Genomic DNA, 19,682 nt, shown 5'->3' with positions numbered 1-19,682 from the left:
CTACTGCATCTTCTGAGGTCGAAAAGCCGTCTCTAACGCCGTGAAATTGTAGATCAGCAACCCCACCCCGATGCCGTCTTGCGTTCAACAAGGCAAAAAGTGACGTAGTATTAGACGTGCTCGGTCGTCGAACACAGTGGGCCGGCTGTCGAAACCTGTTCGATTGCCGACTGCTGGCGGCGAGATCCCGTTCGAGCGAACGGGATCCAAACGCGGTCGTCGTCGGGTCTGTCCGGCGAAATTCCGTTGCTTTCACTTTACGAACGCCGGCCCCTCCGCCGACTCGTCTTCGGCCGACCGCCAGGTGTGTTCGGGTTCCCAGCCGAGTTCGCGACGGGCCTTCGCCGTCGAGTACGCCGACGACTCGCCTTCGAGGGTACAGCGGTCTGGACGCTCGCCGAAGACCGTCTCGATCGTCTCGGCCGTCGGTCGACCTAGGTAGTTGTTCTCGGCGACCGCGAGGTAGGATTCGTGTCCATCGATATCGGCCTCGAGGGCGGCCTCGATGAGCGAGGTCACGTCTCTAACGTCGACGTATGACCAGAAGTTTCCCGATCGGTCGGCAGTCTCGGGATCGAAGGACTCGCGAACGTCGGTGAGGGCGTACTCGCCGGGGTAGTTCACCCACGACGGGCGCAGTGAGACGACGGAGACGCCGTCCCGACGGACGATCATCTCGGCGAGTTCCTCGCCGACGAGTTTCGACGTGCCGTAGGGATCTTCCGGTCGGTAGGTATGGGACTCGTCGATCGGCAGATAGTCAGGCAGCCACACCTCCTCGGCGAATGGCGTCCCGTAGATACTTTCGCTCGAGGTCCAGACGATATCCGTGCCGACGCTGCCAGCGGCGACGAAGACGTTGTACGTACACTCGACGTTGATTCGAAACGTCTCGGGCCCGGTTCGAATGCCAACTTTCGGAATCGACGCACAGTGGACGACCGCGTCGGGCTCTTCGGTCTGGAACAGGTCTATCGCCTGGCCGTAGTCGGTGAGATCCGCTGCGTAGAACCGGGCGTTTGGCCGGTCTTCCGGCGGCCGCTCGAGGTCGACGCCGACGACGTCGTGGCCGGCGCTCGCGAGTCGGTCGACGGTCCAGCTGCCGATACCCCCGGTCGCGCCCGTGACGAGTAGTTTCATGGACTGGCTGGGGCGTATACTCATTTCACTCTGCCGATCTGTGGGTTTCTCGCCGTATCGGTGTTTCTCTCGACCCGTCGGCCGTCGCTCGTCGGGCTCTCACAGTGGCGACCGCGACCCGTCGGATCGAACGCCCTAAACGGTTAAGTGCCTTCCAGACACTGACCTAACTGGTAGCGATTCGAACTGGAAGCGGCGGTCCGCCTGTCGTCCATCTACCCACCCTCTATCCATGCACGGAGTCGTCCACAAGACCCTCAAAGAGTACGTCGTCGACCGAAGCGACGAAGCGACCTGGGAGGCGATTCTCGAGCGCACAGACGTCGAAGCGACGCTGTATCTCCCCGTCTCTACCTACGACGATCGCGACATCGACGTCATCCTCGAGACGCTCTCGACGATGGCGGTCCAAAACCGACGCCAGATCGAACGCGGCTTCGGACGCCGGCTCGCGCCGGAACTGCTCTCGACGTTCGGCGCCCACGTCGATACCGACTGGCCGCTTCCGACCCTCCTCGAGTGTCTCGGCACTGTCATCGATAACGTCGACGATGCGACCGCCGATACCGCGTTGCCAACGATCACGACTCGCCGCGACGGCGACGACATTCTCGTCACCTACCGATCGGACCGTGACTACTGTGGACTGGCCCATGGCGTTCTCGAAGGACTCGTCGGCGAAGACGAGACCACAACGACCGTCTCGAAACGCGACTGCGTCCACGACGGTGCCGAGGTCTGTTCGTTTCGAGTCACGATCGAAGACGGCGGCGAGTGAACCCAACTCGGCTCTCACGCGACGAATACGGTCTGTTGTGATTCGGTACCTGTGATCGCTCGACGGGGAACCGATCACCGGTAACCCATTCCAACGATCCGCCTCACACCTCGAGAACAACACACCGAAAGGGACCCCTCGCGTACTCACGTCAGAGATGGCTCTCGAGCTACCGGCGTCGATGGCTCAGTCGTGGCACCAGTGTGGCACCCGCACCGCCGAGACGAACGTCGCGATCGCAACAATTACGGCCGAGATGACGCTTTTCGAACCGCTCGAGCCGGCACTGCCGCAGCGAACGGCCAGCGCCGTTCCGGTCCGATCGCTGTTTACGGTCGACATTGATGTCGCCCCACCGCTATCGGCGGTCGAAATCGACCCTTCGTCCGCGCTGTCGATGGCTGCACCGACGGTCAAATCCCAGTTTGTTACCACCATCGAGGACGAAGGACTGGTCGTCGAGGCAACTCGCGATAGCCTCGAGTTCGAAGCCGCAAATGGAGCAGCTGGTGCTTGGTACGTCCTCGACATCGTGTATCCGATCCAGGACGAGGCTGGCGATCGATCGACGCTCGAGGCGGAAGCGAACGTCGCCATCTGGCCGACCGACTCGACGTTCGGGATCGCTGGCGGCATACTCCCGCTCGAGACTGCCAGAGACGCCACCGCAGGCTCGACTGTCGAACCGTCGCCGATTCCGACGCTCGAGGTCGATCCGACGGACGACCGCAAGACGATTTCGCAGGTAGTTCGAAGCCTCGATGTCGAAGACGGCGACGCCTAATGGCCGATCGGTGGACGAGAGCGTTACGATGCCAGTCGAGCCGGCCTCAGGATATCAGTTCCTGATCGTCCGTGACATATTCACACCTAGTGTTTTGTATCGGCGGTCCGCGATACTGTCGGACAGAAGCCACGATGAGAGTTCGCCGGACAGGGACGGCGAATGTTCACAATAGTTCTGTCCGGTCGTGCCACAGTTTCTCCACTCCACGGCCTCGATTCCACTGCGAAACGCGAGACAGTACAGGAAACCCACTGATGATGTGCACTCGACGGTCTGAAGACTGGTTCTTTATATAAACACCAGCCCGTTGTCTCCCGTATGCAAACCCACATCGTGCCGGTCGGTTTCGACTACGACCGGCTGATCGCGCCGCTGGTGCGCGATCAGATCGACGTCGACAGCGTCATCTTACTCGAGGGGGCCGTCGGCAGCGAGGCTAACGTCGAGTACTCGCGACACCTCTCGACGAAACTCGAGACGGACTTTCAGAACCTGTTGGGGGCCGAAACCGAGCGCTTCGTTCTCGAGGATGTCTACGACTACGACGAGGCCTTCGAACAGGCCTACGACCTCATTACGGCCGAGCTCGATGGCGGGAACGAGGTCTGGGTCAACGTCGCGGCGATGCCACGGACGGTAAGTTTCGCGTTCGCGACCGCGGCGAACTCGCTGATGGTCGAACGCGAGGACGATCGCGAACAGATCCATACCTACTACACCGCCCCGGAAAAGTACTTAGAGACCGAACTCGCCGAGGAACTACGCGAGCAGATCGCCCTGCTCGAGGACATCGAGCGCGGCACGCTCGATCTCGGGGACGGAACGGTCGACCGAGACGACGCGGGTCGGATCGCCGAGCGCCTCGAGAGCGCTCGCGGGTTGCTTTCGGAATTCGACGAACGCGGGACGACCATCGGCGCCAAGGAGATCGATGGCAGCCACATCGTCGAGTTGCCGGTGACGTCGTTTTCGAACGTCAAGCCCTTCGAAGAACTCATCCTGTTCAAACTCGGTGAGGACGGCGAGTTCGATTCGGTTTCGGAGCTGGCCGAGTCGCTGGCCCGCGAACTCAACGAGGAGTACACCGATAGCTTCCGCTCGAAAGTCATCTACAACGTCGACCGACTCGGGCCGGGCGGGAAGGGCTACATCGAACGCGAAGAACACGGCAAATCGTACCGAACACGTCTCTCCCGGATCGGCGAACTCTGGGTCAGATCCCACTCCGAGCGTGATCTCGAGGAAGAGTTGTAGCAAACACGGCACGTTTGTCGACCACCTCTGCCAGTAGCGGATTTGGTGATCCTGCGATCAGTACAGCTCACCAAGCAATGGATATTGTGAACCACCCCACCCTACTCGCTTACGGCTGACGCCGTTCGCTCCTTGAGGGTAGCGTAAGACCGGAGGTCTCACGGACCATGCAAACGGGCGCTTCGCGCCCGTGAGCAGATGGGGCTTCCTGTTTCCACGACGTTGTCAGACGTAATCTGACAGCCCGTGAGATTAAGTCTCCGATTTCTGGGGACGCTGTATCCCCTCCCTGCTCGCGCCTTCGACGCTCGCTGAGGAGGGGGCTTAGCGCCTCGATTCAGCTAAAACCATCTCCGGTCGGATTACGATCGCGATCTACCTGACAACAGTGACCGGAACGGTAGCACGCTCGATCACGTTTCGTGCCACGCTGCCCAAGAACTCAATACGTTGTTCCGACCGGCCCCGGTGACCAACGTAGAGTGCTTCGAACTCTCCTTTCTCAGCGTATTCCGGGAGTATCCTCGCCGGTTGGCCGTAGAGTAGTTCTCCGGACACGGTTTGTCCCCGTTGCGCTGCAAACTCGATCGCCTCGTCTATGATCGCTCGCCCGTGTTCCTCCGCGGCGTCGAGGCTATCGATGACCAGCCTGTCCCTTCGGTCGGACTCGGATATCGGTTCTTCACCACCTGTGTCATAGATCTCCGGTTCGATTGCGTGGATCAGCGTGATTGATCCGCCGGTCGCGTCAGCGATGTCCGTAGCGTATGCAAGCGCCCGATTGCTCTCTTCTGACCCATCGACTGCGACAAGTAATTCCATACCATCTTTTTGCCGCCAACCCAAGTAAACCGACCGTCCCGTCCGACGGCTCGAGAACGGTCTTCTGATTCTATGGTAGCAACCACTGATACGGATTACTGTACCGATGTACCGGCGGTGAGTCGAACTGTGTGAGACGAGCCTCGGTTGCGGAGCGAAGCGAATCAACCGGTGCACCCGCCGCCCGGGTCGCGGGTGGGCCGGCAATGACTTCCAGTAAACCGTATGAAACACGGTCCCAGAGCCACACACGCTGCTGGAACCGGCTACTCTGATACTCTCGAGTAGCAGTCAATACAGCGAATTCGACGGACGGGAGCGGCGAGTTCTCACAATCGTTCTGTTCGACAGTATGAACAATGCCCTCTCGTGCAAGCCCAGTACACTTGCCCACACCGGTATACGATCACAGACATGACTCGAGACTCTGGCCCTCGTCCGGCCACGGCCAGTGGTGATCGTCCAGCGACGGTGGTGGTCAGCCGTTCTCGATTACGTTCGACGATCGGTATCGATCGTACGATTCGATGACTGACACAGATAACCGGGACGGTGACGAGGGGTTTTTCGAGGAACTCGATCCCGTCGTCTTCGGCGTCGGCTTCGCGATCGCCGTCGCTGCCGTGGTCGCGTTCGTCGTCAGGCCGGCGACGGCAACGGAGTATATGGACATCGCGAACGACATCATCTGGACCGGGTTCGGGTGGTGGTATCTGATCGTGATGTTCGTTCTCGTCGCGTTCGTTATCTTCCTGACTTTCGGTCCCTGGGGGAACATCACACTCGGCGAGGAAGACGAAGAGCCGGAGTTCGCTTTTCCCTCCTACTTCGCGATGTTGTATTCGGCGGGGATCGCCGCCGGCATCGTCTTCTGGGGGCCGGCAGAGGCGGTGTCACACTACGACGACGTCTCGCCGTTTATCGGGGCTGAGTCACAGTCTTCTGTGGCCGCCGTCGGCGCGATTCAGTACACGTTCTTCCACTGGGGCGTCTCCGCGTGGACGGCGTACGTCGTCGTCGCCTTACCGATCGCCTACTGTGCGTACCGCTACGACGCACCGATGCGGATTTCGACGGTGCTCGCGCCGTGGATCGGCATCGACAACCTCGACACTCCCGTCGCGAAAGCCGTCGACATCCTGGCCGTGTTCGCGACGATCGGTGGGGTCGCGACGACCCTCGGACTGGTCGGAAGCCAGTTTCTGGTCGGTCTCGAGTGGACCATGGGCATCTCGGTCGGTGACCTGGGGACTATCCTCGTTATCACCGGGATGACCGTCGCGTTCACGGCGTCGGTTGCACTCGGAGTCCAGAAGGGGATTCGGCGGATATCGTACGTCAATCTGTCCCTGTTCGGACTGCTGACGGTCGTAACCTTCCTGCTCGGGCCGACGAACTACATCACAGCCCTCGGAACCGAAGCGCTTGGCACCTACATCAGCCAGTTCATCCCGATGAGTTTCTACACGGGAACCGCCGAGACCGGGAGCGGTGGCGTCTCCGGGTGGGTCGGGGACTGGACGATTTTCTACTGGGCGTGGTGGTTCTCCTGGACGCCGTTTGTCGGGTTGTTTATCGCGCGGATTTCACGCGGGCGAACCGTCCGTCAGGTCGCTGCGACGGGCGTTCTCGCCTCGACCGGCATTACGATCCCGTGGTTCGCGACGATGGGCGGAACGGCGATTTACCTGCAGGACGACGGCCAAGCCGACGTGCTCTCTGCGATCCAGACGTACGACGAGGCGGGTGCGGGCTACCCGCTCTTCGAGGCACTCCCACTCGGTGGGCTGTTGACGGCGCTGTTTCTCCTGCTCGTCCTTCTCTTTTTGATCACGTCTGCGGATTCGTCGACGCTCGCACTCGGCATGCTCACGACGGGCGGAGCACAACAACCCTCGACGGTCAACCGAGTCATCTGGGGTTTTCTCATCGGTGCGCTCGCCTCGTTGCTCATCGTCACGGGCGGTGTCGAAGCCCTGCAAGCAGCAGCGATCATCACCGGCGGGCCGTTTTCGATCATTACGCTGATCGCCGTCGCCTCGATGGCGCTTGCGTTCGGGACCCAACGATCGCTGTTCCTGCGAGAGGAAGACGAAGTCGACGTGCCGAGTTCGAGCGCGGTCGCCTCGAGTGATTCCAATTCCGGTCCGAAAACCGAAGACGACTGATACGGATTGTTGTAGCGTTTTACCGGTGATCACCCGGACGGGGTCGGTGATCACCGGTAAAGAACTACAACGGTCCGTATGATACCGCCGGACGGAACACTGTGACGACCGGTCGCGCTACTGTGGCCGTCACCCTGTGGACGGCCCCGAATTCGCGACCGATGTCTCACTGACTGCCCTCTACCAGTATGATCGTCGACTGCTCGCGTCCCCCGGCCGGACGATCCGTGCCAGTGGGACCGATCGATAGTACGGGTCACCAACGCGACCGTTTCACCGAACCGGGCTGGTCGCCGCTATATCGGATCGCCGTTCGAGAAATCCGACGGACACGTTTCGATACATACGGTTGAAAACAAACAACGATTCCGATCTCGTTACCACATTACCAACAACCCTACAGGAACAGTCGGAAGTAGTACGGACTCACGAAGCCCTCGATGAAGCCAGCAAGCGCCAGCAGGAGGCCGACGCCGATCAGCACCCAGAACGCCCGCTCGAGGGCGTCGGCGAACGATTCGCGGTCGGCGTGACCGCGGTAGGTGCGCCACCAGGCGAGCCCGAGCCAGATTCCGAGGGTGCTCGCGACGAAGATGGCCGGAATCTCGACGATCCCGTGGGGGATAATGAACGCTAGCAGTTCGATCGGTTCGGTCTCGAGGCGGGCGATCGCGCCGATGAAGACGCCGTTGAACACGAGCGAGACGAGCGCGGGGATGAGGAGTGCGATGCCGGCAAAGGCGGTCGTGATCGCGACGAACCAGTTGTTGCCGAAGAACTCGATAGCTGCTGCGGGCGGGATGTGGCTCTCGAGGCGGGCGTCGATCGAGGCGGGGAAGACGCCGGTGTAGGGATCGGCGGCCAGCCAGCCGCCGACGAACGAGACGACGCCGAGCGCGACGACGGCGACGTGCATCAGGGGAGTCTGGCGGACGAACGCGACCATTTCGGACCAGCCGCGACGACACCCCCGAGTGAACTGGGATCGAACGCTGCGCTCGGGCGTCGCGGGCGGTCGAAGCGAGCCGCGATACTGGCTGTAGAGGGCGGTCTTTAACAGATCCAGTGCCGGAAAGAGGACGACGATGGTGAGCAGCGAGACGGTCATCACGACGTCGACCAGCGCGAGGATCCCCGACACGGCGGAGATGGCGAGCAGCGAGCCGACCGACAGAGCGTAGTAGAAGGCCGCATCGATCGGTTGTCCGCGGACGAACCCGACGGTGTTCGACAGCGACTCGAGGGTCCGTGCGTCGTCGACGACGACGGCGACCGGAGCGAACGCAAACAGCGCTCTGATCGCGGCCAGAAGCAGGAGCATGAACAGCAATCCGAGGAAGACGACGGGGATCGCGAGCAGCGGCGACGCGGCACCAACGACGACCGCGACGACGAACGTCCCGATGCCGACCGTCGCGAACACGGCACTCCAGAGGGCAATCTCGAGGAGATAGAGTGCGAGAAACTGCAGGCCGTACTGTCGAAAGCCGGCGATGCCGGCGACCGACCCGCGCTCGTCACGCAGCGAGCCGTCACAGGCTGCGAGTTGGGTCGCGCTGACGAGCGCGTCGAGGACGACGTAGACGACGATAAACAGCAGAATCGAACTGACGAGTAACAGCCCGACGACCGGCGTCAGTATTTGTTCGAACGCCGTCGAGACCTCGAACAGCCAGTCGCCAAAGGCCTCTGGTTCGGTCTCGGGATCGGGCATCTCGGTTTCGATCGCGGTCAGTTCCTCGGTGAAGGCCTCAAGGCGACCGGTCGTCGCGAGATAGACGTACGACAGGGCGATCGCGACGAACGGAAAGACGCGAACGACGGCGGGAATCGCCGCCCCGAGGAAGTAAAACGGGAGGAAGTCGGCGGGCCGACGGCGGAAGGCGGCGCCCACGGCGGCGACGGAATCGGAGAGGCTCATAGTCGACCGTTCGGTCCCGTGTCAGTTAAACGAACTCATACGCACCGCGATGTGAATATGGGCCTCCCAACCCAGTACTGTCGAGTCGAATCCGGTGGTGTCGGCCGATTCGACCCTCAGTCGACGCCCGAGAGGTTGCTCCGTCGACCCCGATCCGGGTTAGTTGAAGGTCCGGTCGTCGAACCGGTCGGTCGTCTCGTCGTCGCTACCGCCGGACAGTCGCGGCGTAAAGCCGCCGGTGAGGATGACCGCGACGACGATCAGTGCCGCAGCGAGGACGACGTAGTCCGCGCTGGGATCGTAGCCGGCGAGTCCGGCACCGGTCGAGACGACGAAGATAGCCACCGCGAAGACGAGCGTTGCGACCACGCCGATGACGAGGATGCCCACGACGCTGGCGAAGAGCCCTCGCAGAAGGCGGCGAATCGATGACATCGTCGCCACGTTTACAGCGCGGGTATGTAGTGGTTGCGTACTGTCTCGTGGGCGTGTGTATCGATCGGTCACGAGAATCGCGGCTCGTGGCCCGACGTGGCGAGACTGGGAAAACCGAACAGAAGACACGACCGAACAGAAGACGCGACAAAAACCCAACAGCGGATATCGAGACAACCGAGTTGGGAACGGAGAGACGGCCTGGATCAGCCCAGGACGTACCGGAGTTTCGGGACGCGCTCGAGCAGCGGTTGTCCGCCGACCTCGAGGCGCTCGATGTAGCGGTCGAGCCCGAGGATGCGGCCGGCGCCGAAGGCCGCGATCGCCAGGAAGACGAGCAGGTAGACGAAGTCGCTGTTGACGAACCCGAGCGGGCCGGCCACGTCCCAGCTCCCCAGGTAGAACATCGCCATCTGCATCGCGCCACCTAGCGCAGCGAGGCGGACGAATGCGCCGGTGACCAGCGCCAGTCCGATCAGGAGCTGGGTCGCCGGGACGACGACGTTGACGACGTCCATCAGCACGGGACTGCCGGCCATCGTCGCGTACAGTCCCGCGACGGGACCTTCGGCGCCCATCAGGTAGCCGCTCGCGTCGAAGGCCTCGCCGGTGACTTTTCCAAGCCCGGCTCCCAGGAACGCCAGTCCCATCGTGAGCCGCAGGCCGACGACGAACCACGCACTCAGCGCGTGTGGCTCACCCTCGAGTGTGATGCCGCCGAGACGGCTTTCGAAGCGATTTACCGGAGTTGTTGGCATTGTCGGTCACCTCTTACAGTTGATCGTTGGCTTCCACTACACTTGTACTCGGTTTGTAGTTCCCATGTAGTAGGAACCGAGATGACAGATCTACCGGGTTACACAACTGTCTCCACGACGTTGGCCTAGCACCTACCCAGCGACACTTACGGTGCTTGCGACACTATTGAGGATATGGTCACCGCACTCTCGCCCGACCGCCTCGCGCAACTCCAGGATTCGGACGCCGAATACGCACTCGTCGATACGCGGCCCGAAGACAGCTACGAGTCCTGGCACGTCAGCGGGGCGATCCACTTTCCGTTCGGTCCCGAGGAGGAACTCGACGGGCGCCTCGAGGAGTTCCACGAGGCCGTCGGCGACGCCGAGCGGGTGATCACCATCTGTGCGAAGGCGATCTCCTCGAGCAATCTCGCGACGCGTCTCGAGTCGACGACCGACGAGTACGACGTCCAGGTCGTCGACGGCGGCATGAAAGGGTGGAGCGGCGTCTACGACCACGTCGAGGTCGACGCCGGCGAGAGCGTGACGATCGTGCAGGTCCAGCGCCGGGCGAAGGGCTGTCTGGGCTACGTCGTCGGCTGTGCGTCGACCGGCGAGGCTATCGTCGTCGATCCAACGGCCGACATCGACGAGTTCGAGGTCGCGGCGACGGAACGCGACCTTACGATCACAGGTGTCGTCGACACGCACGTCCACGCCGATCACGTCTCCGGCGGTCGCGAGCTGGCCGACAGTCTCGCGGTACCGTACTATTTGGGCGAACACGCGACCGACCGGGGCGTCGAGATCGAGTTCACGCCGCTGGAGCGCAACGAGGTCCTCGCCGTGGGCGACCTCGAGTGCAAGGCGCTGTACACGCCCGGCCACACGAGCGAGATGATTACCGTGCTGGTCGACGATCGCGCGCTGTTGACCGCGGATACGCTCCACGTCGCGTCGACGGGACGAACGGAACTCGAGTTCGGGGGCAGCGAGGCGCGTAGCGCCTCGGGGGGCACAAGCGGTGAAACCGCGAGCGACGACGGAGGCGAACGTGGCGCCCGGATGCTCTACGAGACGCTACACCGGACGATTCTGGCCGAACCCGAGGGGGTGCTCGTCCTCCCGGGTCACGTCACCGTCACCGCCGACGGCGAGTTCGAACACGGCGCGCCGGGCGACCCCATCACGACGACGATTCGTGCGGCCAGAACGGGCATCGATCTGCTCGACCTCGAGGAAGACGCGTTCGTCGACCGAATGGCCGACGCCGGCGAGAAGCCGTCGAATTACGAGGAAATCATCGAGCGAAACCGCGGCGCGCTCGATCTCCCACCCGAAGAGCGGGTCGAACTCGAGTTGGGGCCGAACAACTGTTCGGCCTGACGCGGTCACCTGCTCGTCGATGCCCATACTGGTGATCGCTGTCCCGGTAGCGATAACTGGTACCGAGCTACAACAGACCGTCTCAACCCGTAAAGACGCGCATGTCCGCCCAGTAACGCTCGTCAGCGTACGCGACGATGTACCACTCAGTTCCCCGTAGCGAACCGTTTTCCGGCACCGACTCCACGTGTACCCGCTCTTGATCTTCGAACTGCTCGACGACCTGTGACTCGGCATCCGACAGATCGTCCTCTCGAGGAACGGTGTAGGGCGGGTCCTCGATCGCGTCCTCGACGACCGCGGCCACCTCCTCGTCGAGCGGGCCGAGTTCGAACTCGACGGGCTCGCGGATCTCTCGGCCGTACTGTTCGATCGAGTCGGCGACGGCTTCGGCAGTGTATTCGTAGGTTTCCAGGGGCTGGTCCGTGTGGCCGTCGACCTCGAACCGACCCCGTCGTTCCGGCCAGACGATCACCTCGTACTCCGGATCGGGAACGAGGACGGATGCCTCGAGATCGTCCTCGAGATAGTGGACGGACGTGCTGTAGCCGAGAAACGGATCGGGCTCGTCCCAGCCGTACCGATCGAAGGCATCCTTGTCGACGTCGGGTAGCTCGTCGTACTCGATCGCGTCCGCGGAATCGACGCGCTCGTCGTCGTCGAGCGGGTTGATCGAGAAGCTGATCGACGTGCCGGGCGTCCGGTCGACGACCGTCGCGTCGGCCGTATAGACGGTCCCCTCGTACGCGTAGGGCGTCGCCAGCGGGAACGGTTCGCTGATGTCGGTGGCCGTGACCGAGTCGGATTCGACGGCGTCGATCCCGATTCGGTGGTCCTCGGAATCGGGCTCGAGGGCCATCGTCATCCGCTCGCCGATATCCCGGTCCGACGTTGCCTCCATCGCGAGATAGAGCGTCGGTGCCGTGGCACAGCCGACACAGCCACCGGCTGCGGCGGCCGCAAGCGTCCCACCGGTTGCGAGCAGCTGGCGACGTTCCATGGTACTTCTCGTTGCTCGAGTGACAAGTGCGTTTGGCTCCGGTGTTGCGATGGCCGGGACGGCGCGGGGTCGGTCACCGCGAGTAGGTCTCGAGGACCGCAATACGGTCGCCCTCGAGGTCGAAAAAATCCGCGTACTCGAACAGTTCCTCGCCGTCGTCGAGGACGCGCCCCCGTGTAGCGACCGTTTCGCCCTCGGCGACGACCGCGGCCAGTTCGTGGGTCGTGTCGGGATTGGGTCGCTCCTCGCGCATGAATTCGACGAACGCCTCGCGGCCCTCGAAGGTTCGATCGGGGCGGTGCTGAACGAACGCGGGGTCGAGGATCGACTCGAGCGTCTCGTAGTCGTGGGCATCCAGCGCGTCGTAATACTGGCGAACGAGAGCGACCGGTTCCATATCTCGATATTCCACTCGAGCGTGAAAAACGTACGAGTCGTTCGTCCCTCTTTCCGCCGCCGTGACCGATGTCGGGTGTAGGTCTTGCACGCTACTAAATGAACTACTGATTATGTCTACGATCTCTTCTCAAGAGAAGGTATTATTTTGAAAGCCCTCGGGAGGCTCGCGGCCGCTCCGGTAGATATCCTCCCGCCGGTCGGATAGCGCTACCGGAGCGACTGCTCTCCGACGCGACCCTCCCCCGCCCTTTCAGTCCACCAGGCAACCGCACCCACCTGCCATTCCCCGTAATCGGACGGCTCCACGCGATTGCGCGGAGCCGTCCGCTTGGCCACCTGACACACGCTGGTGACGGTGACAAACGTCGTGAGTGACGGCTGCAGCGAGTCTCCCGACTCGAGCACGTCGGGGGCGTTCGAAGCCACGAATTTGGCAGCAATATTTCAGTTTCAAATTATATCTCGAATTCAAATAATTCTCGACTCGTCGCGGTAGACCCACACCCGATATTAACCAGTCCTCGAGTGCGGGAGACGGAGCCCGCCCGATCGTATCGGCGGCTGTATCACGACGCTTTTCTCGCTGTATCTCCGAGAGGCCGCTGTGGAGTGTCACGTCTACTACGAGGGTGACGACGACCCCGAGAAGTGCACCGCCCGTCGACTCGAGCGCTTCGACGAGGCGATTCTCTACCGGCGGATGAAACAGGTCCCCTACGGCGTCGTCCTCAATCCACACGCAGACCAGGCCCTCTCGCCGGCCGACGCCGAGGCGGGACTAGGGACGCTCGTGGCACTCGATTGCTCCTGGGAGTCGGCCGAGGAAGCCGCCTTTCGGATGAACGGCGTCCACCGCGCACTCCCCTTTCTCGTCGCCGCGAACCCGGTCAATTACGGTCGGCCGTTCCGGCTGACGACCGTCGAGGCCCTCGCGGCTGGCTGCTGTATCTTCGACGAGTACGACCGTGCCGAGTCGCTGCTCGAGCCGTTTCGCTGGGGCGAGACGTTTCTGACGCTCAACGAGGAACCGCTACGTCGCTACAGCGAGTGTACGGACTCGACCGAGGTCGTCGCCGTTCAGGACGAGTATCTGGCCGACGAGGAGTGATCACGAGCCCTGGCCACTCTCGCGCCGCGTCGGATACCGATCACAGCGGTTAAATGCACGTCCCTCCAACGGAGCGATATGCCAAGCTTCGACGCCGCCGAACGCCGCTCGCTCGAGAAGATGATCTGCATGCGCTGTAACGCGCGCAACCCGCAAGACGCTGACAACTGCCGCAAATGTGGCTACGGGAACCTCCGTCCCAAGGCCAAAGAGCCCCGCGCGGCCTGATCGGTCGTTCGAACCGTTCGAGGTTCATTCTCCGTCGAGATCGGAACCAGCTGTCGAATTTGTTCTCGAGTCAGTTCTCTATCGGTGTCGAAAGCGTCACTGTCCACTATCGTCGGCGTCCGTATTACATATATCCTCGTACATTTAGAATAAAATCAAAAATATTATTTTGAATAAATCCGTCGTTCACGTATGCTCGTTTCCATCGACAGAACAGGTGACGCCACTGAGAGAGACGTGTTGTTACAGGGTGTTCGATGATGTATCCACTACTTGCCGACGGAATCCGAAATTCGATCCAGGGCGCGGTCGTTGACTTCGTCGATTTCCTCCCGGTACTGTTCGGTGCAGCGGTGATCGTCCTGTGCGGTGTCGCTATCGGCAACAAACTCCAGCCGATCGTTACGTCCGTTAGTCGACGGATCGAATTCGACGAGAAGGTCCATCAAACGCCGTTTGCGGCGTTGTTTTCCGACGAGCCAAACGCCGTCTCGAGAGCGTTTGCGCTGCTGGTCAAGTACTACGTCGTGCTAATCGCGTTCGTTGTCGCCGTCGAGTGGACCGTCTCCAGGCACATCGGAACGTCCACGTGGTTTCTCCGGGACTGGGCACGAGAATTCCTCGGCGACATCCAGCCGATCGTTCTCGGCGTCATCGTCCTCTTTCTGGGCTTCTACCTGGCGAGTTACGCCGCCGATCAGGTTCGAGCGTCCGATGTCGCCCAGGGGTCGAGCTTTTCGCCACAGTTCGCCGGTGGGACGAAAGCGTTGCTGTATTTCGTCGTCCTCGTCATCGGCCTGGATACGATGGGCATCAATGTCGCCATCCTGCACACGTTCGCACAGGCGTTCGCCTACGGCATCGGTCTCGCCGCCGCGCTGGCGATCGGCATCGCGTTCGGCTGGGGCGGCAAAGACTACGTCGCCGACAACCTCGAGGGCTGGCTCGAGAACTCGAAAGCGGTCGCCGACGACGCGAAAGCAGCGCCGAGCGACGACTGATACGGATTGCTGTAACGATGTACCGGCGAAACCGCAGACGGGTCGCGGTTTCGGCGGTAACGACTTACAGTAAACCGTATGAGGCCCACCTTTTTGCGCTCGGGTTCGCTCGCGGTGCTCACTCATCCCTCGCGCAAAAATCTGTCTGGCGAGAGCAACGCTCTCGCTGACCGTCGCTTCACTTCGTTCAGCGAGAGATGAAAAAGCCGCTCGTTCGCCGTGCTCACTCGCGGTACTATTCGTCGGGATACTTCGGCTCGCGCTTCTCTGCCCGCTCGAGCGCCGTTTCGACGACATCGCGAACGTCACCCTCGAAGACGCCGCCGTGGCCGGCGTACATGGCCTCGACGCCGTCGGGCATGCGCTCGAGGAGGGTCTCGATGCTCTCGATGAGTCGCTCGCGGGATTGGCCGGCCATGTCGGTCCGGCCGAAGCTGCCGTAGTCGAACGCGCCGTCGTCGTGGACCACGACGTCGCCCGAGAACAGCGTCGTTTCGGAGACGAACGAGACGTGGTCGTCGGCGTGACCGGGCGTGTAGACGACCTCGAACGTCTCGCTGCCGATCGCCACCGTGTTGCCGTCGTCGATCGCGTGCGTTCGCGTCGGATGGTCCCCGTAGGCGTAGACGTCGGGGTCGAAGGCGTCGACGACGGCCTCGAGTTGAGCGACGTGGTCGCCGTGTTGGTGGGTCATGACGACGGCATCGATATCGTCGACGTGGTTTCGAATCGCCTCGAGAATCCCGTCCCAGGCGCCGGCGTCGACGAGGGTCGTCTCCTCGCCGACGGCGAGAAAGGCGTTGCAGGTGAACGTGTCGGCATCGTCGGTGACGTGGTGGACAGCCATACCCTGCTATTCGCAGACCACAGTGAAAAACGATGGCGGTCAGCGATTATTTCGCACGGGAGCTGCTGATTCGAACGACCCGGGATTTTTTCACTGCCAGGCCCGTAGTCGTACCTGTATGGGATTCGGGAGCTACGACGAATCCGAGCAACAAGACGTAGACGCTGATTTTGACGACGATGACGCAGTCGAGTCCGAACAGAACAGCCACCAGGGATCGATCGAGTTCGAGAACGGCGCCTCGAGCGACGAACTCCTCGATCGACTCCAGGAGATCAAAGACGACGACGGCTGATGAAACCCGGGGCGCGGGCGCTTGGCATCGCCGAGTCCTACGGCGACGGCGCTGATCGCAGCACGCTCGCGGGTGCCGTCGTGCGTGCGGACGGCGTTCTCGACGGACTCGGCTACGAAGAGTGTACGGTCGGTGGGACCGACGCGACCGACGCCGTCGGTTCGATACTCGAGGCCGTCTGTCGGCCTGATGTCCGCTTCGTCCTGCTTGGCGCCATCGCCCCCGCCTGGTACAATATTCTCGACCTGGATCACATCCACTCGGTAGTCGACCGTCCCGTCATCGCCGTCACCTTCGAGGCGAGTTCGGGACTCGAGGACGCACTCGAGGACGCCTTCGACGGCACGGAGCAGCGCGATCGCCTCGAGCGCTACCGATCGCTGCCCGCACGAGAGGAGCTTTCGGTCGGCGACGACACCGTCTACGTACGTTGTGTTGGCTGTGGACCCGACCGCGCCGCCGAGGTCGTCCGGGCGTTTACTCTCGAGGGCGGCCGTCCCGAACCGATCCGCGTCGCCAGCCTCGCGGCTCGAGCCGCGGATTCGTACGCCCACGCGTCCGGATAAGCGTTGGTCAGCGAGCGAGTCGCGGCCGGACGGATGACCAGCACGTGCGACCCGAAAGAGGTAGAAAGCCGACCGCGGATCTATCGGTATGGGCGAGATGGAGGATCTTTGTGTGACGGAGTGTACGCGCTGTCCGGCACTGGTCGACTCCCGGAGTCGGATCGTCAACGGCACCGGTCCCAAGGGCGCCGACTTGCTATTCGTCGGCGAAGGACCGGGCGCGCAGGAGGACGACCAGGGCGAGCCCTTCGTCGGCCGCAGTGGCTCCGTCCTGGACGACGGGCTTCGGGCGGTCGGCCTCGAGCGCGAGGCCGTTCGCATCACCAACTGCGTCCGCTGTCGACCGCCGGCAAACCGAGATCCGACCGACGACGAACTCGCGAACTGTCGCGGCTACCTCGAGGCCGAAATTGACCAACTCGACCCCGAAGTGATCGTCACGCTCGGCAAGGTACCGACCGAACACCTCCTCGAGCGATCGGTCGCAGTCACCAAGGAGGCGGGCACTCTCGAGGACGTTCGCATCGGCGGCGAGCCACGACGACTGCTCGTCTGTGTTCACCCTGCTGCCACGCTGTATGACCGTAGCCAGGAGGAGACGTTCCGGACGACCCTCGAGCGGGCGGCCGAGCTTGCGGATATCGACGGTACTGAGGGTGGCCAGACGCGTCTCGACGGCTACTAAATCGATGTCGAGTGGATGCCTGTCGAGTGCGGTCACTCGTCTCGTCGCTTTCGCCGCCGCCGACTCGATCTGAGGTCGCGTCGAACGCCGCGTGCGACGGTGCCGATCGGGACAGCTACGACCGACACCCCGGCAAGCACGAGCAAGAACGATAGTGGCGGAAGCAACGGGACCAATCCGTCGACCGACGGTCCCGAATCTACGAGCGTTTGCATTTCGTCGGGATTGCTGGCAAACGCGACGAGAAGGATCATGAACACGTACATGATAACGATCGAGCCGACCGTCCGAATCGGGCTGGTTGCTACTCGATAACTGTGATGTCGAACCGAGGCGACGAACGCGTCCGGGTGGCGTAACGCACGACGAAACAGACTCGATTTGGAACCCATCCCTGACCATTCGGGGTATCCATTATATGTGTTTCCTTGATAGCACCCACCACGGCCCGGCAGCTGTAGCTCGAGCGCCGATCCGAAGGCGGCTCGGGAAAAGACCCTCGTCACAAGGGGCTCGGAGGGGGTAACACGTCGTCACGGCCGCCAACCGTCGGTTGTCTCCCGACGGGTTTCGGTCTGTCGCTTCCGGCTGGCTGTTACCCGTCCCGCCAGGACTCGAGGGCGGCCAGTTCGCCCACCAGCGATTCGATCCCGTCGGGAGCCAGCGTGTCGCGTTCGGTGACGATGTCGGCCACACAATCGGCTGGCGTCACGTCGAAGGTCGGGTTCATTACGTCGAGGTTGGCGTCACCGTCGTAGACCTGTTCGCGTGGCCCGGACTCGAGGTTGACCGCCTCGCGGGTCGAGACTTTGTCGGTGGCGGCGACGACGGTGACGGGGACGCCGGCTCGCTCGGCGGCGATTGCCGTCGACCGCGTCCCGGTCTTGTTCACCACCGAGCCATCCGGCAGGATCGTGTCTGCCCCGACGAGCACCCGGTCGACGCCCTCGCGCTCGAGGACGTGAGCGACGGCGGCGTCGGTCACTACCGTGATCGGACACTCGAACGCCGGATCGTCGGCCAGTCGCGCCGCGACGTCGATTCCCTCTCGATCCGGCCGCGACTCGGCGACGAAGAGCCGAGACGGCTCGCCGCGGCCAAGCGCCTCGAAGACGGTTCCCGAGCGCGAGAGGGTCAGGACGCGGCCCCCGAGCAACTCGCTCGCGTTCGCCGCGGCATCGGCATCGACCTCGAGCGCGCGCTCGATACCGGCGATCGTCGACTCGAGGACGGCGACTGCCCCAGTCGAGTTGCCGGCTGTACCGTCCCGTTTCTCATCGTCGGCTGGATCGTCTTGACCGTCACCGTCGGTTTCTCCGGCGCGTTCGGTTCCGATCGCGTCGGCCATCGCTCTGTTCACGCGATTGCGAAGCACGGCCATCGACGGCCGCGCCTCGAGCACGCGGTCGGCGAGCGCCGACAGCTCCGCCCACTCGTCCCCAACGGTCGTCTCGTCGACGGGCAACTCGCCGTCTGCGGGGATCTCGCCGGCCGTCGTGTCGCTCTCGCGTTCGGAGACGAGCAGTCCCGCCCGGTCACGTACCACCTCGAGCGCGCGAATCGAGAGCGTCGCCGCACCGTGTTCGTCGTCGGCGGCGATCGATCGAACGGAAGGGCCAACGCGTTCGTACGCCGTCCACAACGCGGGAACGGTCTCGCGGTCGGCCCACGATTCGGCCCCATCGCCGTCCGAGGTCGCCTCGTCGCCATTAGGGACCGCTCCCGCGACGATGACGGTCGGCGGCGCCCACGCTGCAGCGTCGTGTTCGTCGCTCAATACGAGATCGCGGGTGTCGACATCGAACAGATACGGGTGGACGATCCACGTTCGTCCGAGATCGTCGTCGACGACCTCGAGGGGCCGTCCCGATCGGACGACCGACACGTCGTCGACTTCGAGGCCGGTTTCCTCGCGAATCTCGCGGCGAACCTGTTCGTCGGGGTCGCCCTCCGCAAACCCCGAGACGCCGCCCCAGTACCCCCGGTAGGAGCCGACGGCGTCACTGCGACGGAGCAGGGCTATCTCGCCTCGATGGCGCAAAAAGGCGGTGACAACGTGGTCTGCGTCCTCGCTCGTCCCGTCGGTCATACGTCGAGCCACGTCCGCATCGCAGGAATCACT

Annotated in this window: 21 protein-coding genes; 11 read left to right on the top strand and 10 right to left on the bottom strand. The window is 62.7% G+C overall.

Annotated features, from left to right (window positions below; all coding sequences use genetic code 11):
• Window positions 1–252: 252 nt before the first annotated feature.
• Complete coding sequence (locus tag D8Y22_RS12235; RefSeq protein ID WP_141464991.1) at window positions 253–1,140, bottom strand: NAD-dependent epimerase/dehydratase family protein; 888 nt, start codon at window positions 1,138–1,140, stop codon at window positions 253–255.
• A 232-nt stretch (window positions 1,141–1,372) separates the two neighbouring features.
• Here D8Y22_RS12235 and D8Y22_RS12230 point away from each other — a divergent pair, with 232 nt between their 5' ends.
• The 3 genes from D8Y22_RS12230 to D8Y22_RS12220 all read left to right on the top strand — a co-directional run bounded on the left by D8Y22_RS12230 (window position 1,373) and on the right by D8Y22_RS12220 (window position 3,959).
• Window positions 1,373–1,918, top strand: coding sequence for a heme NO-binding domain-containing protein (locus tag D8Y22_RS12230; protein WP_141464990.1), 546 nt, complete (start codon window positions 1,373–1,375; stop codon window positions 1,916–1,918).
• A 157-nt stretch (window positions 1,919–2,075) separates the two neighbouring features.
• Window positions 2,076–2,702, top strand: coding sequence for a hypothetical protein (locus D8Y22_RS12225; RefSeq protein ID WP_141464989.1), 627 nt, complete (start codon window positions 2,076–2,078; stop codon window positions 2,700–2,702).
• A gap of 321 nt (window positions 2,703–3,023) precedes the next feature.
• Window positions 3,024–3,959: an HFX_2341 family transcriptional regulator gene (locus D8Y22_RS12220; protein ID WP_141464988.1), complete on the top strand. Its 936-nt coding sequence runs from the start codon at window positions 3,024–3,026 to the stop codon at window positions 3,957–3,959.
• Between the two features lie 375 nt (window positions 3,960–4,334).
• Here the strand turns inward: D8Y22_RS12220 and D8Y22_RS12215 are convergent, their stop codons facing one another.
• Window positions 4,335–4,781, bottom strand: coding sequence for a universal stress protein (locus D8Y22_RS12215; protein ID WP_141464987.1), 447 nt, complete (start codon window positions 4,779–4,781; stop codon window positions 4,335–4,337).
• A gap of 527 nt (window positions 4,782–5,308) precedes the next feature.
• Here D8Y22_RS12215 and D8Y22_RS12210 point away from each other — a divergent pair.
• A complete protein-coding gene (locus D8Y22_RS12210) occupies window positions 5,309–6,949 on the top strand; it encodes a BCCT family transporter (protein ID WP_141464986.1) in 1,641 nt (546 codons plus the stop codon).
• 397 nt (window positions 6,950–7,346) lie between these two features.
• Here D8Y22_RS12210 and D8Y22_RS12205 read toward each other — a convergent pair whose 3' ends face one another.
• The 3 genes from D8Y22_RS12205 to D8Y22_RS12195 all read right to left on the bottom strand — a co-directional run bounded on the left by D8Y22_RS12205 (window position 7,347) and on the right by D8Y22_RS12195 (window position 10,063).
• Complete coding sequence (locus D8Y22_RS12205; protein ID WP_141464985.1) at window positions 7,347–8,870, bottom strand: stage II sporulation protein M; 1,524 nt, start codon at window positions 8,868–8,870, stop codon at window positions 7,347–7,349.
• A gap of 159 nt (window positions 8,871–9,029) precedes the next feature.
• The gene (locus D8Y22_RS12200; RefSeq protein ID WP_141464984.1) at window positions 9,030–9,305 is read right to left on the bottom strand and encodes a hypothetical protein; all 276 of its coding nucleotides are present in this window, start codon (window positions 9,303–9,305) and stop codon (window positions 9,030–9,032) included.
• A 206-nt stretch (window positions 9,306–9,511) separates the two neighbouring features.
• Entirely contained in the window at window positions 9,512–10,063 is a 552-nt protein-coding gene (locus D8Y22_RS12195) for a DoxX family protein (protein ID WP_141464983.1), read from the bottom strand.
• Between the two features lie 174 nt (window positions 10,064–10,237).
• Here D8Y22_RS12195 and D8Y22_RS12190 point away from each other — a divergent pair, with 174 nt between their 5' ends.
• A complete protein-coding gene (locus D8Y22_RS12190) occupies window positions 10,238–11,431 on the top strand; it encodes an MBL fold metallo-hydrolase (protein ID WP_141464982.1) in 1,194 nt (397 codons plus the stop codon).
• 82 nt (window positions 11,432–11,513) lie between these two features.
• Here D8Y22_RS12190 and D8Y22_RS12185 read toward each other — a convergent pair whose 3' ends face one another.
• Window positions 11,514–12,431 carry a hypothetical protein gene (locus tag D8Y22_RS12185; protein WP_141464981.1) on the bottom strand — a complete coding sequence of 306 codons (918 nt, stop codon included), beginning with the start codon at window positions 12,429–12,431 and terminating at the stop codon, window positions 11,514–11,516.
• A 73-nt stretch (window positions 12,432–12,504) separates the two neighbouring features.
• Window positions 12,505–12,828 carry a nuclear transport factor 2 family protein gene (locus tag D8Y22_RS12180; RefSeq protein WP_141464980.1) on the bottom strand — a complete coding sequence of 108 codons (324 nt, stop codon included), beginning with the start codon at window positions 12,826–12,828 and terminating at the stop codon, window positions 12,505–12,507.
• 606 nt (window positions 12,829–13,434) lie between these two features.
• Here D8Y22_RS12180 and D8Y22_RS12175 point away from each other — a divergent pair.
• The 3 genes from D8Y22_RS12175 to D8Y22_RS12165 all read left to right on the top strand — a co-directional run bounded on the left by D8Y22_RS12175 (window position 13,435) and on the right by D8Y22_RS12165 (window position 15,167).
• Entirely contained in the window at window positions 13,435–13,938 is a 504-nt protein-coding gene (locus tag D8Y22_RS12175; protein ID WP_141464979.1) for a DUF367 family protein, read from the top strand.
• Window positions 13,939–14,016: 78 nt separating this feature from the next.
• Window positions 14,017–14,166 carry a 50S ribosomal protein L40e gene (locus D8Y22_RS12170; RefSeq protein WP_141464978.1) on the top strand — a complete coding sequence of 50 codons (150 nt, stop codon included), beginning with the start codon at window positions 14,017–14,019 and terminating at the stop codon, window positions 14,164–14,166.
• A gap of 260 nt (window positions 14,167–14,426) precedes the next feature.
• On the top strand, window positions 14,427–15,167 hold the full coding sequence (locus D8Y22_RS12165) for a mechanosensitive ion channel family protein (protein WP_141464977.1): 741 nt from the start codon (window positions 14,427–14,429) through the stop codon (window positions 15,165–15,167).
• A 235-nt stretch (window positions 15,168–15,402) separates the two neighbouring features.
• Here the strand turns inward: D8Y22_RS12165 and D8Y22_RS12160 are convergent, their stop codons facing one another.
• The gene (locus tag D8Y22_RS12160) at window positions 15,403–16,014 is read right to left on the bottom strand and encodes an MBL fold metallo-hydrolase (protein ID WP_141464976.1); all 612 of its coding nucleotides are present in this window, start codon (window positions 16,012–16,014) and stop codon (window positions 15,403–15,405) included.
• Between the two features lie 118 nt (window positions 16,015–16,132).
• Between D8Y22_RS12160 and D8Y22_RS12155 the strand changes: the two genes are divergently transcribed.
• From D8Y22_RS12155 to D8Y22_RS12145, 3 genes are all read left to right on the top strand, one after another.
• Entirely contained in the window at window positions 16,133–16,309 is a 177-nt protein-coding gene (locus tag D8Y22_RS12155; protein ID WP_141464975.1) for a DUF5786 family protein, read from the top strand.
• Window positions 16,309–16,875 carry an endonuclease dU gene (locus D8Y22_RS12150; RefSeq protein WP_141464974.1) on the top strand — a complete coding sequence of 189 codons (567 nt, stop codon included), beginning with the start codon at window positions 16,309–16,311 and terminating at the stop codon, window positions 16,873–16,875. Before D8Y22_RS12155 ends, D8Y22_RS12150 begins: the two co-directional genes overlap by 1 nt.
• Window positions 16,876–16,963: 88 nt before the next feature.
• On the top strand, window positions 16,964–17,560 hold the full coding sequence (locus D8Y22_RS12145; RefSeq protein WP_141464973.1) for a uracil-DNA glycosylase: 597 nt from the start codon (window positions 16,964–16,966) through the stop codon (window positions 17,558–17,560).
• A 32-nt stretch (window positions 17,561–17,592) separates the two neighbouring features.
• Here D8Y22_RS12145 and D8Y22_RS12140 read toward each other — a convergent pair whose 3' ends face one another.
• Window positions 17,593–17,952, bottom strand: coding sequence for a hypothetical protein (locus D8Y22_RS12140; RefSeq protein WP_141464972.1), 360 nt, complete (start codon window positions 17,950–17,952; stop codon window positions 17,593–17,595).
• Between the two features lie 203 nt (window positions 17,953–18,155).
• Window positions 18,156–19,649: an NUDIX domain-containing protein gene (locus D8Y22_RS12135; RefSeq protein WP_141464971.1), complete on the bottom strand. Its 1,494-nt coding sequence runs from the start codon at window positions 19,647–19,649 to the stop codon at window positions 18,156–18,158.
• Between the last annotated feature and the right edge of the window lie 33 nt (window positions 19,650–19,682).

Source organism: Salinadaptatus halalkaliphilus, assembly GCF_006543045.1.
GTDB lineage: Archaea > Halobacteriota > Halobacteria > Halobacteriales > Natrialbaceae > Salinadaptatus > Salinadaptatus halalkaliphilus.
This window is presented reverse-complemented; position numbering and strand designations above follow the sequence as displayed.

Bases quoted from the DNA above. Each gene is read 5' to 3' on its own strand.
- D8Y22_RS12185 (WP_141464981.1), bottom strand. From the start codon at position 12,431: ATGGAACGTCGCCAGCTGCTCGCAACCGGTGGGACGCTTGCGGCCGCC.
- D8Y22_RS12195 (WP_141464983.1), bottom strand. From the start codon at position 10,063: ATGCCAACAACTCCGGTAAATCGCTTCGAAAGCCGTCTCGGCGGCATC.
- D8Y22_RS12200 (WP_141464984.1), bottom strand. From the start codon at position 9,305: ATGTCATCGATTCGCCGCCTTCTGCGAGGGCTCTTCGCCAGCGTCGTG.
- D8Y22_RS12140 (WP_141464972.1), bottom strand. From the start codon at position 17,952: ATGGGTTCCAAATCGAGTCTGTTTCGTCGTGCGTTACGCCACCCGGAC.
- D8Y22_RS12150 (WP_141464974.1), top strand. From the start codon at position 16,309: ATGAAACCCGGGGCGCGGGCGCTTGGCATCGCCGAGTCCTACGGCGAC.
- D8Y22_RS12220 (WP_141464988.1), top strand. From the start codon at position 3,024: ATGCAAACCCACATCGTGCCGGTCGGTTTCGACTACGACCGGCTGATC.
- D8Y22_RS12230 (WP_141464990.1), top strand. From the start codon at position 1,373: ATGCACGGAGTCGTCCACAAGACCCTCAAAGAGTACGTCGTCGACCGA.
- D8Y22_RS12225 (WP_141464989.1), top strand. From the start codon at position 2,076: ATGGCTCTCGAGCTACCGGCGTCGATGGCTCAGTCGTGGCACCAGTGT.
- D8Y22_RS12135 (WP_141464971.1), bottom strand. From the start codon at position 19,649: ATGACCGACGGGACGAGCGAGGACGCAGACCACGTTGTCACCGCCTTT.
- D8Y22_RS12145 (WP_141464973.1), top strand. From the start codon at position 16,964: ATGGGCGAGATGGAGGATCTTTGTGTGACGGAGTGTACGCGCTGTCCG.
- D8Y22_RS12210 (WP_141464986.1), top strand. From the start codon at position 5,309: ATGACTGACACAGATAACCGGGACGGTGACGAGGGGTTTTTCGAGGAA.
- D8Y22_RS12170 (WP_141464978.1), top strand. From the start codon at position 14,017: ATGCCAAGCTTCGACGCCGCCGAACGCCGCTCGCTCGAGAAGATGATC.
- D8Y22_RS12160 (WP_141464976.1), bottom strand. From the start codon at position 16,014: ATGGCTGTCCACCACGTCACCGACGATGCCGACACGTTCACCTGCAAC.
- D8Y22_RS12155 (WP_141464975.1), top strand. From the start codon at position 16,133: ATGGGATTCGGGAGCTACGACGAATCCGAGCAACAAGACGTAGACGCT.
- D8Y22_RS12215 (WP_141464987.1), bottom strand. From the start codon at position 4,781: ATGGAATTACTTGTCGCAGTCGATGGGTCAGAAGAGAGCAATCGGGCG.
- D8Y22_RS12180 (WP_141464980.1), bottom strand. From the start codon at position 12,828: ATGGAACCGGTCGCTCTCGTTCGCCAGTATTACGACGCGCTGGATGCC.
- D8Y22_RS12165 (WP_141464977.1), top strand. From the start codon at position 14,427: ATGTATCCACTACTTGCCGACGGAATCCGAAATTCGATCCAGGGCGCG.
- D8Y22_RS12235 (WP_141464991.1), bottom strand. From the start codon at position 1,140: ATGAAACTACTCGTCACGGGCGCGACCGGGGGTATCGGCAGCTGGACC.
- D8Y22_RS12190 (WP_141464982.1), top strand. From the start codon at position 10,238: ATGGTCACCGCACTCTCGCCCGACCGCCTCGCGCAACTCCAGGATTCG.
- D8Y22_RS12205 (WP_141464985.1), bottom strand. From the start codon at position 8,870: ATGAGCCTCTCCGATTCCGTCGCCGCCGTGGGCGCCGCCTTCCGCCGT.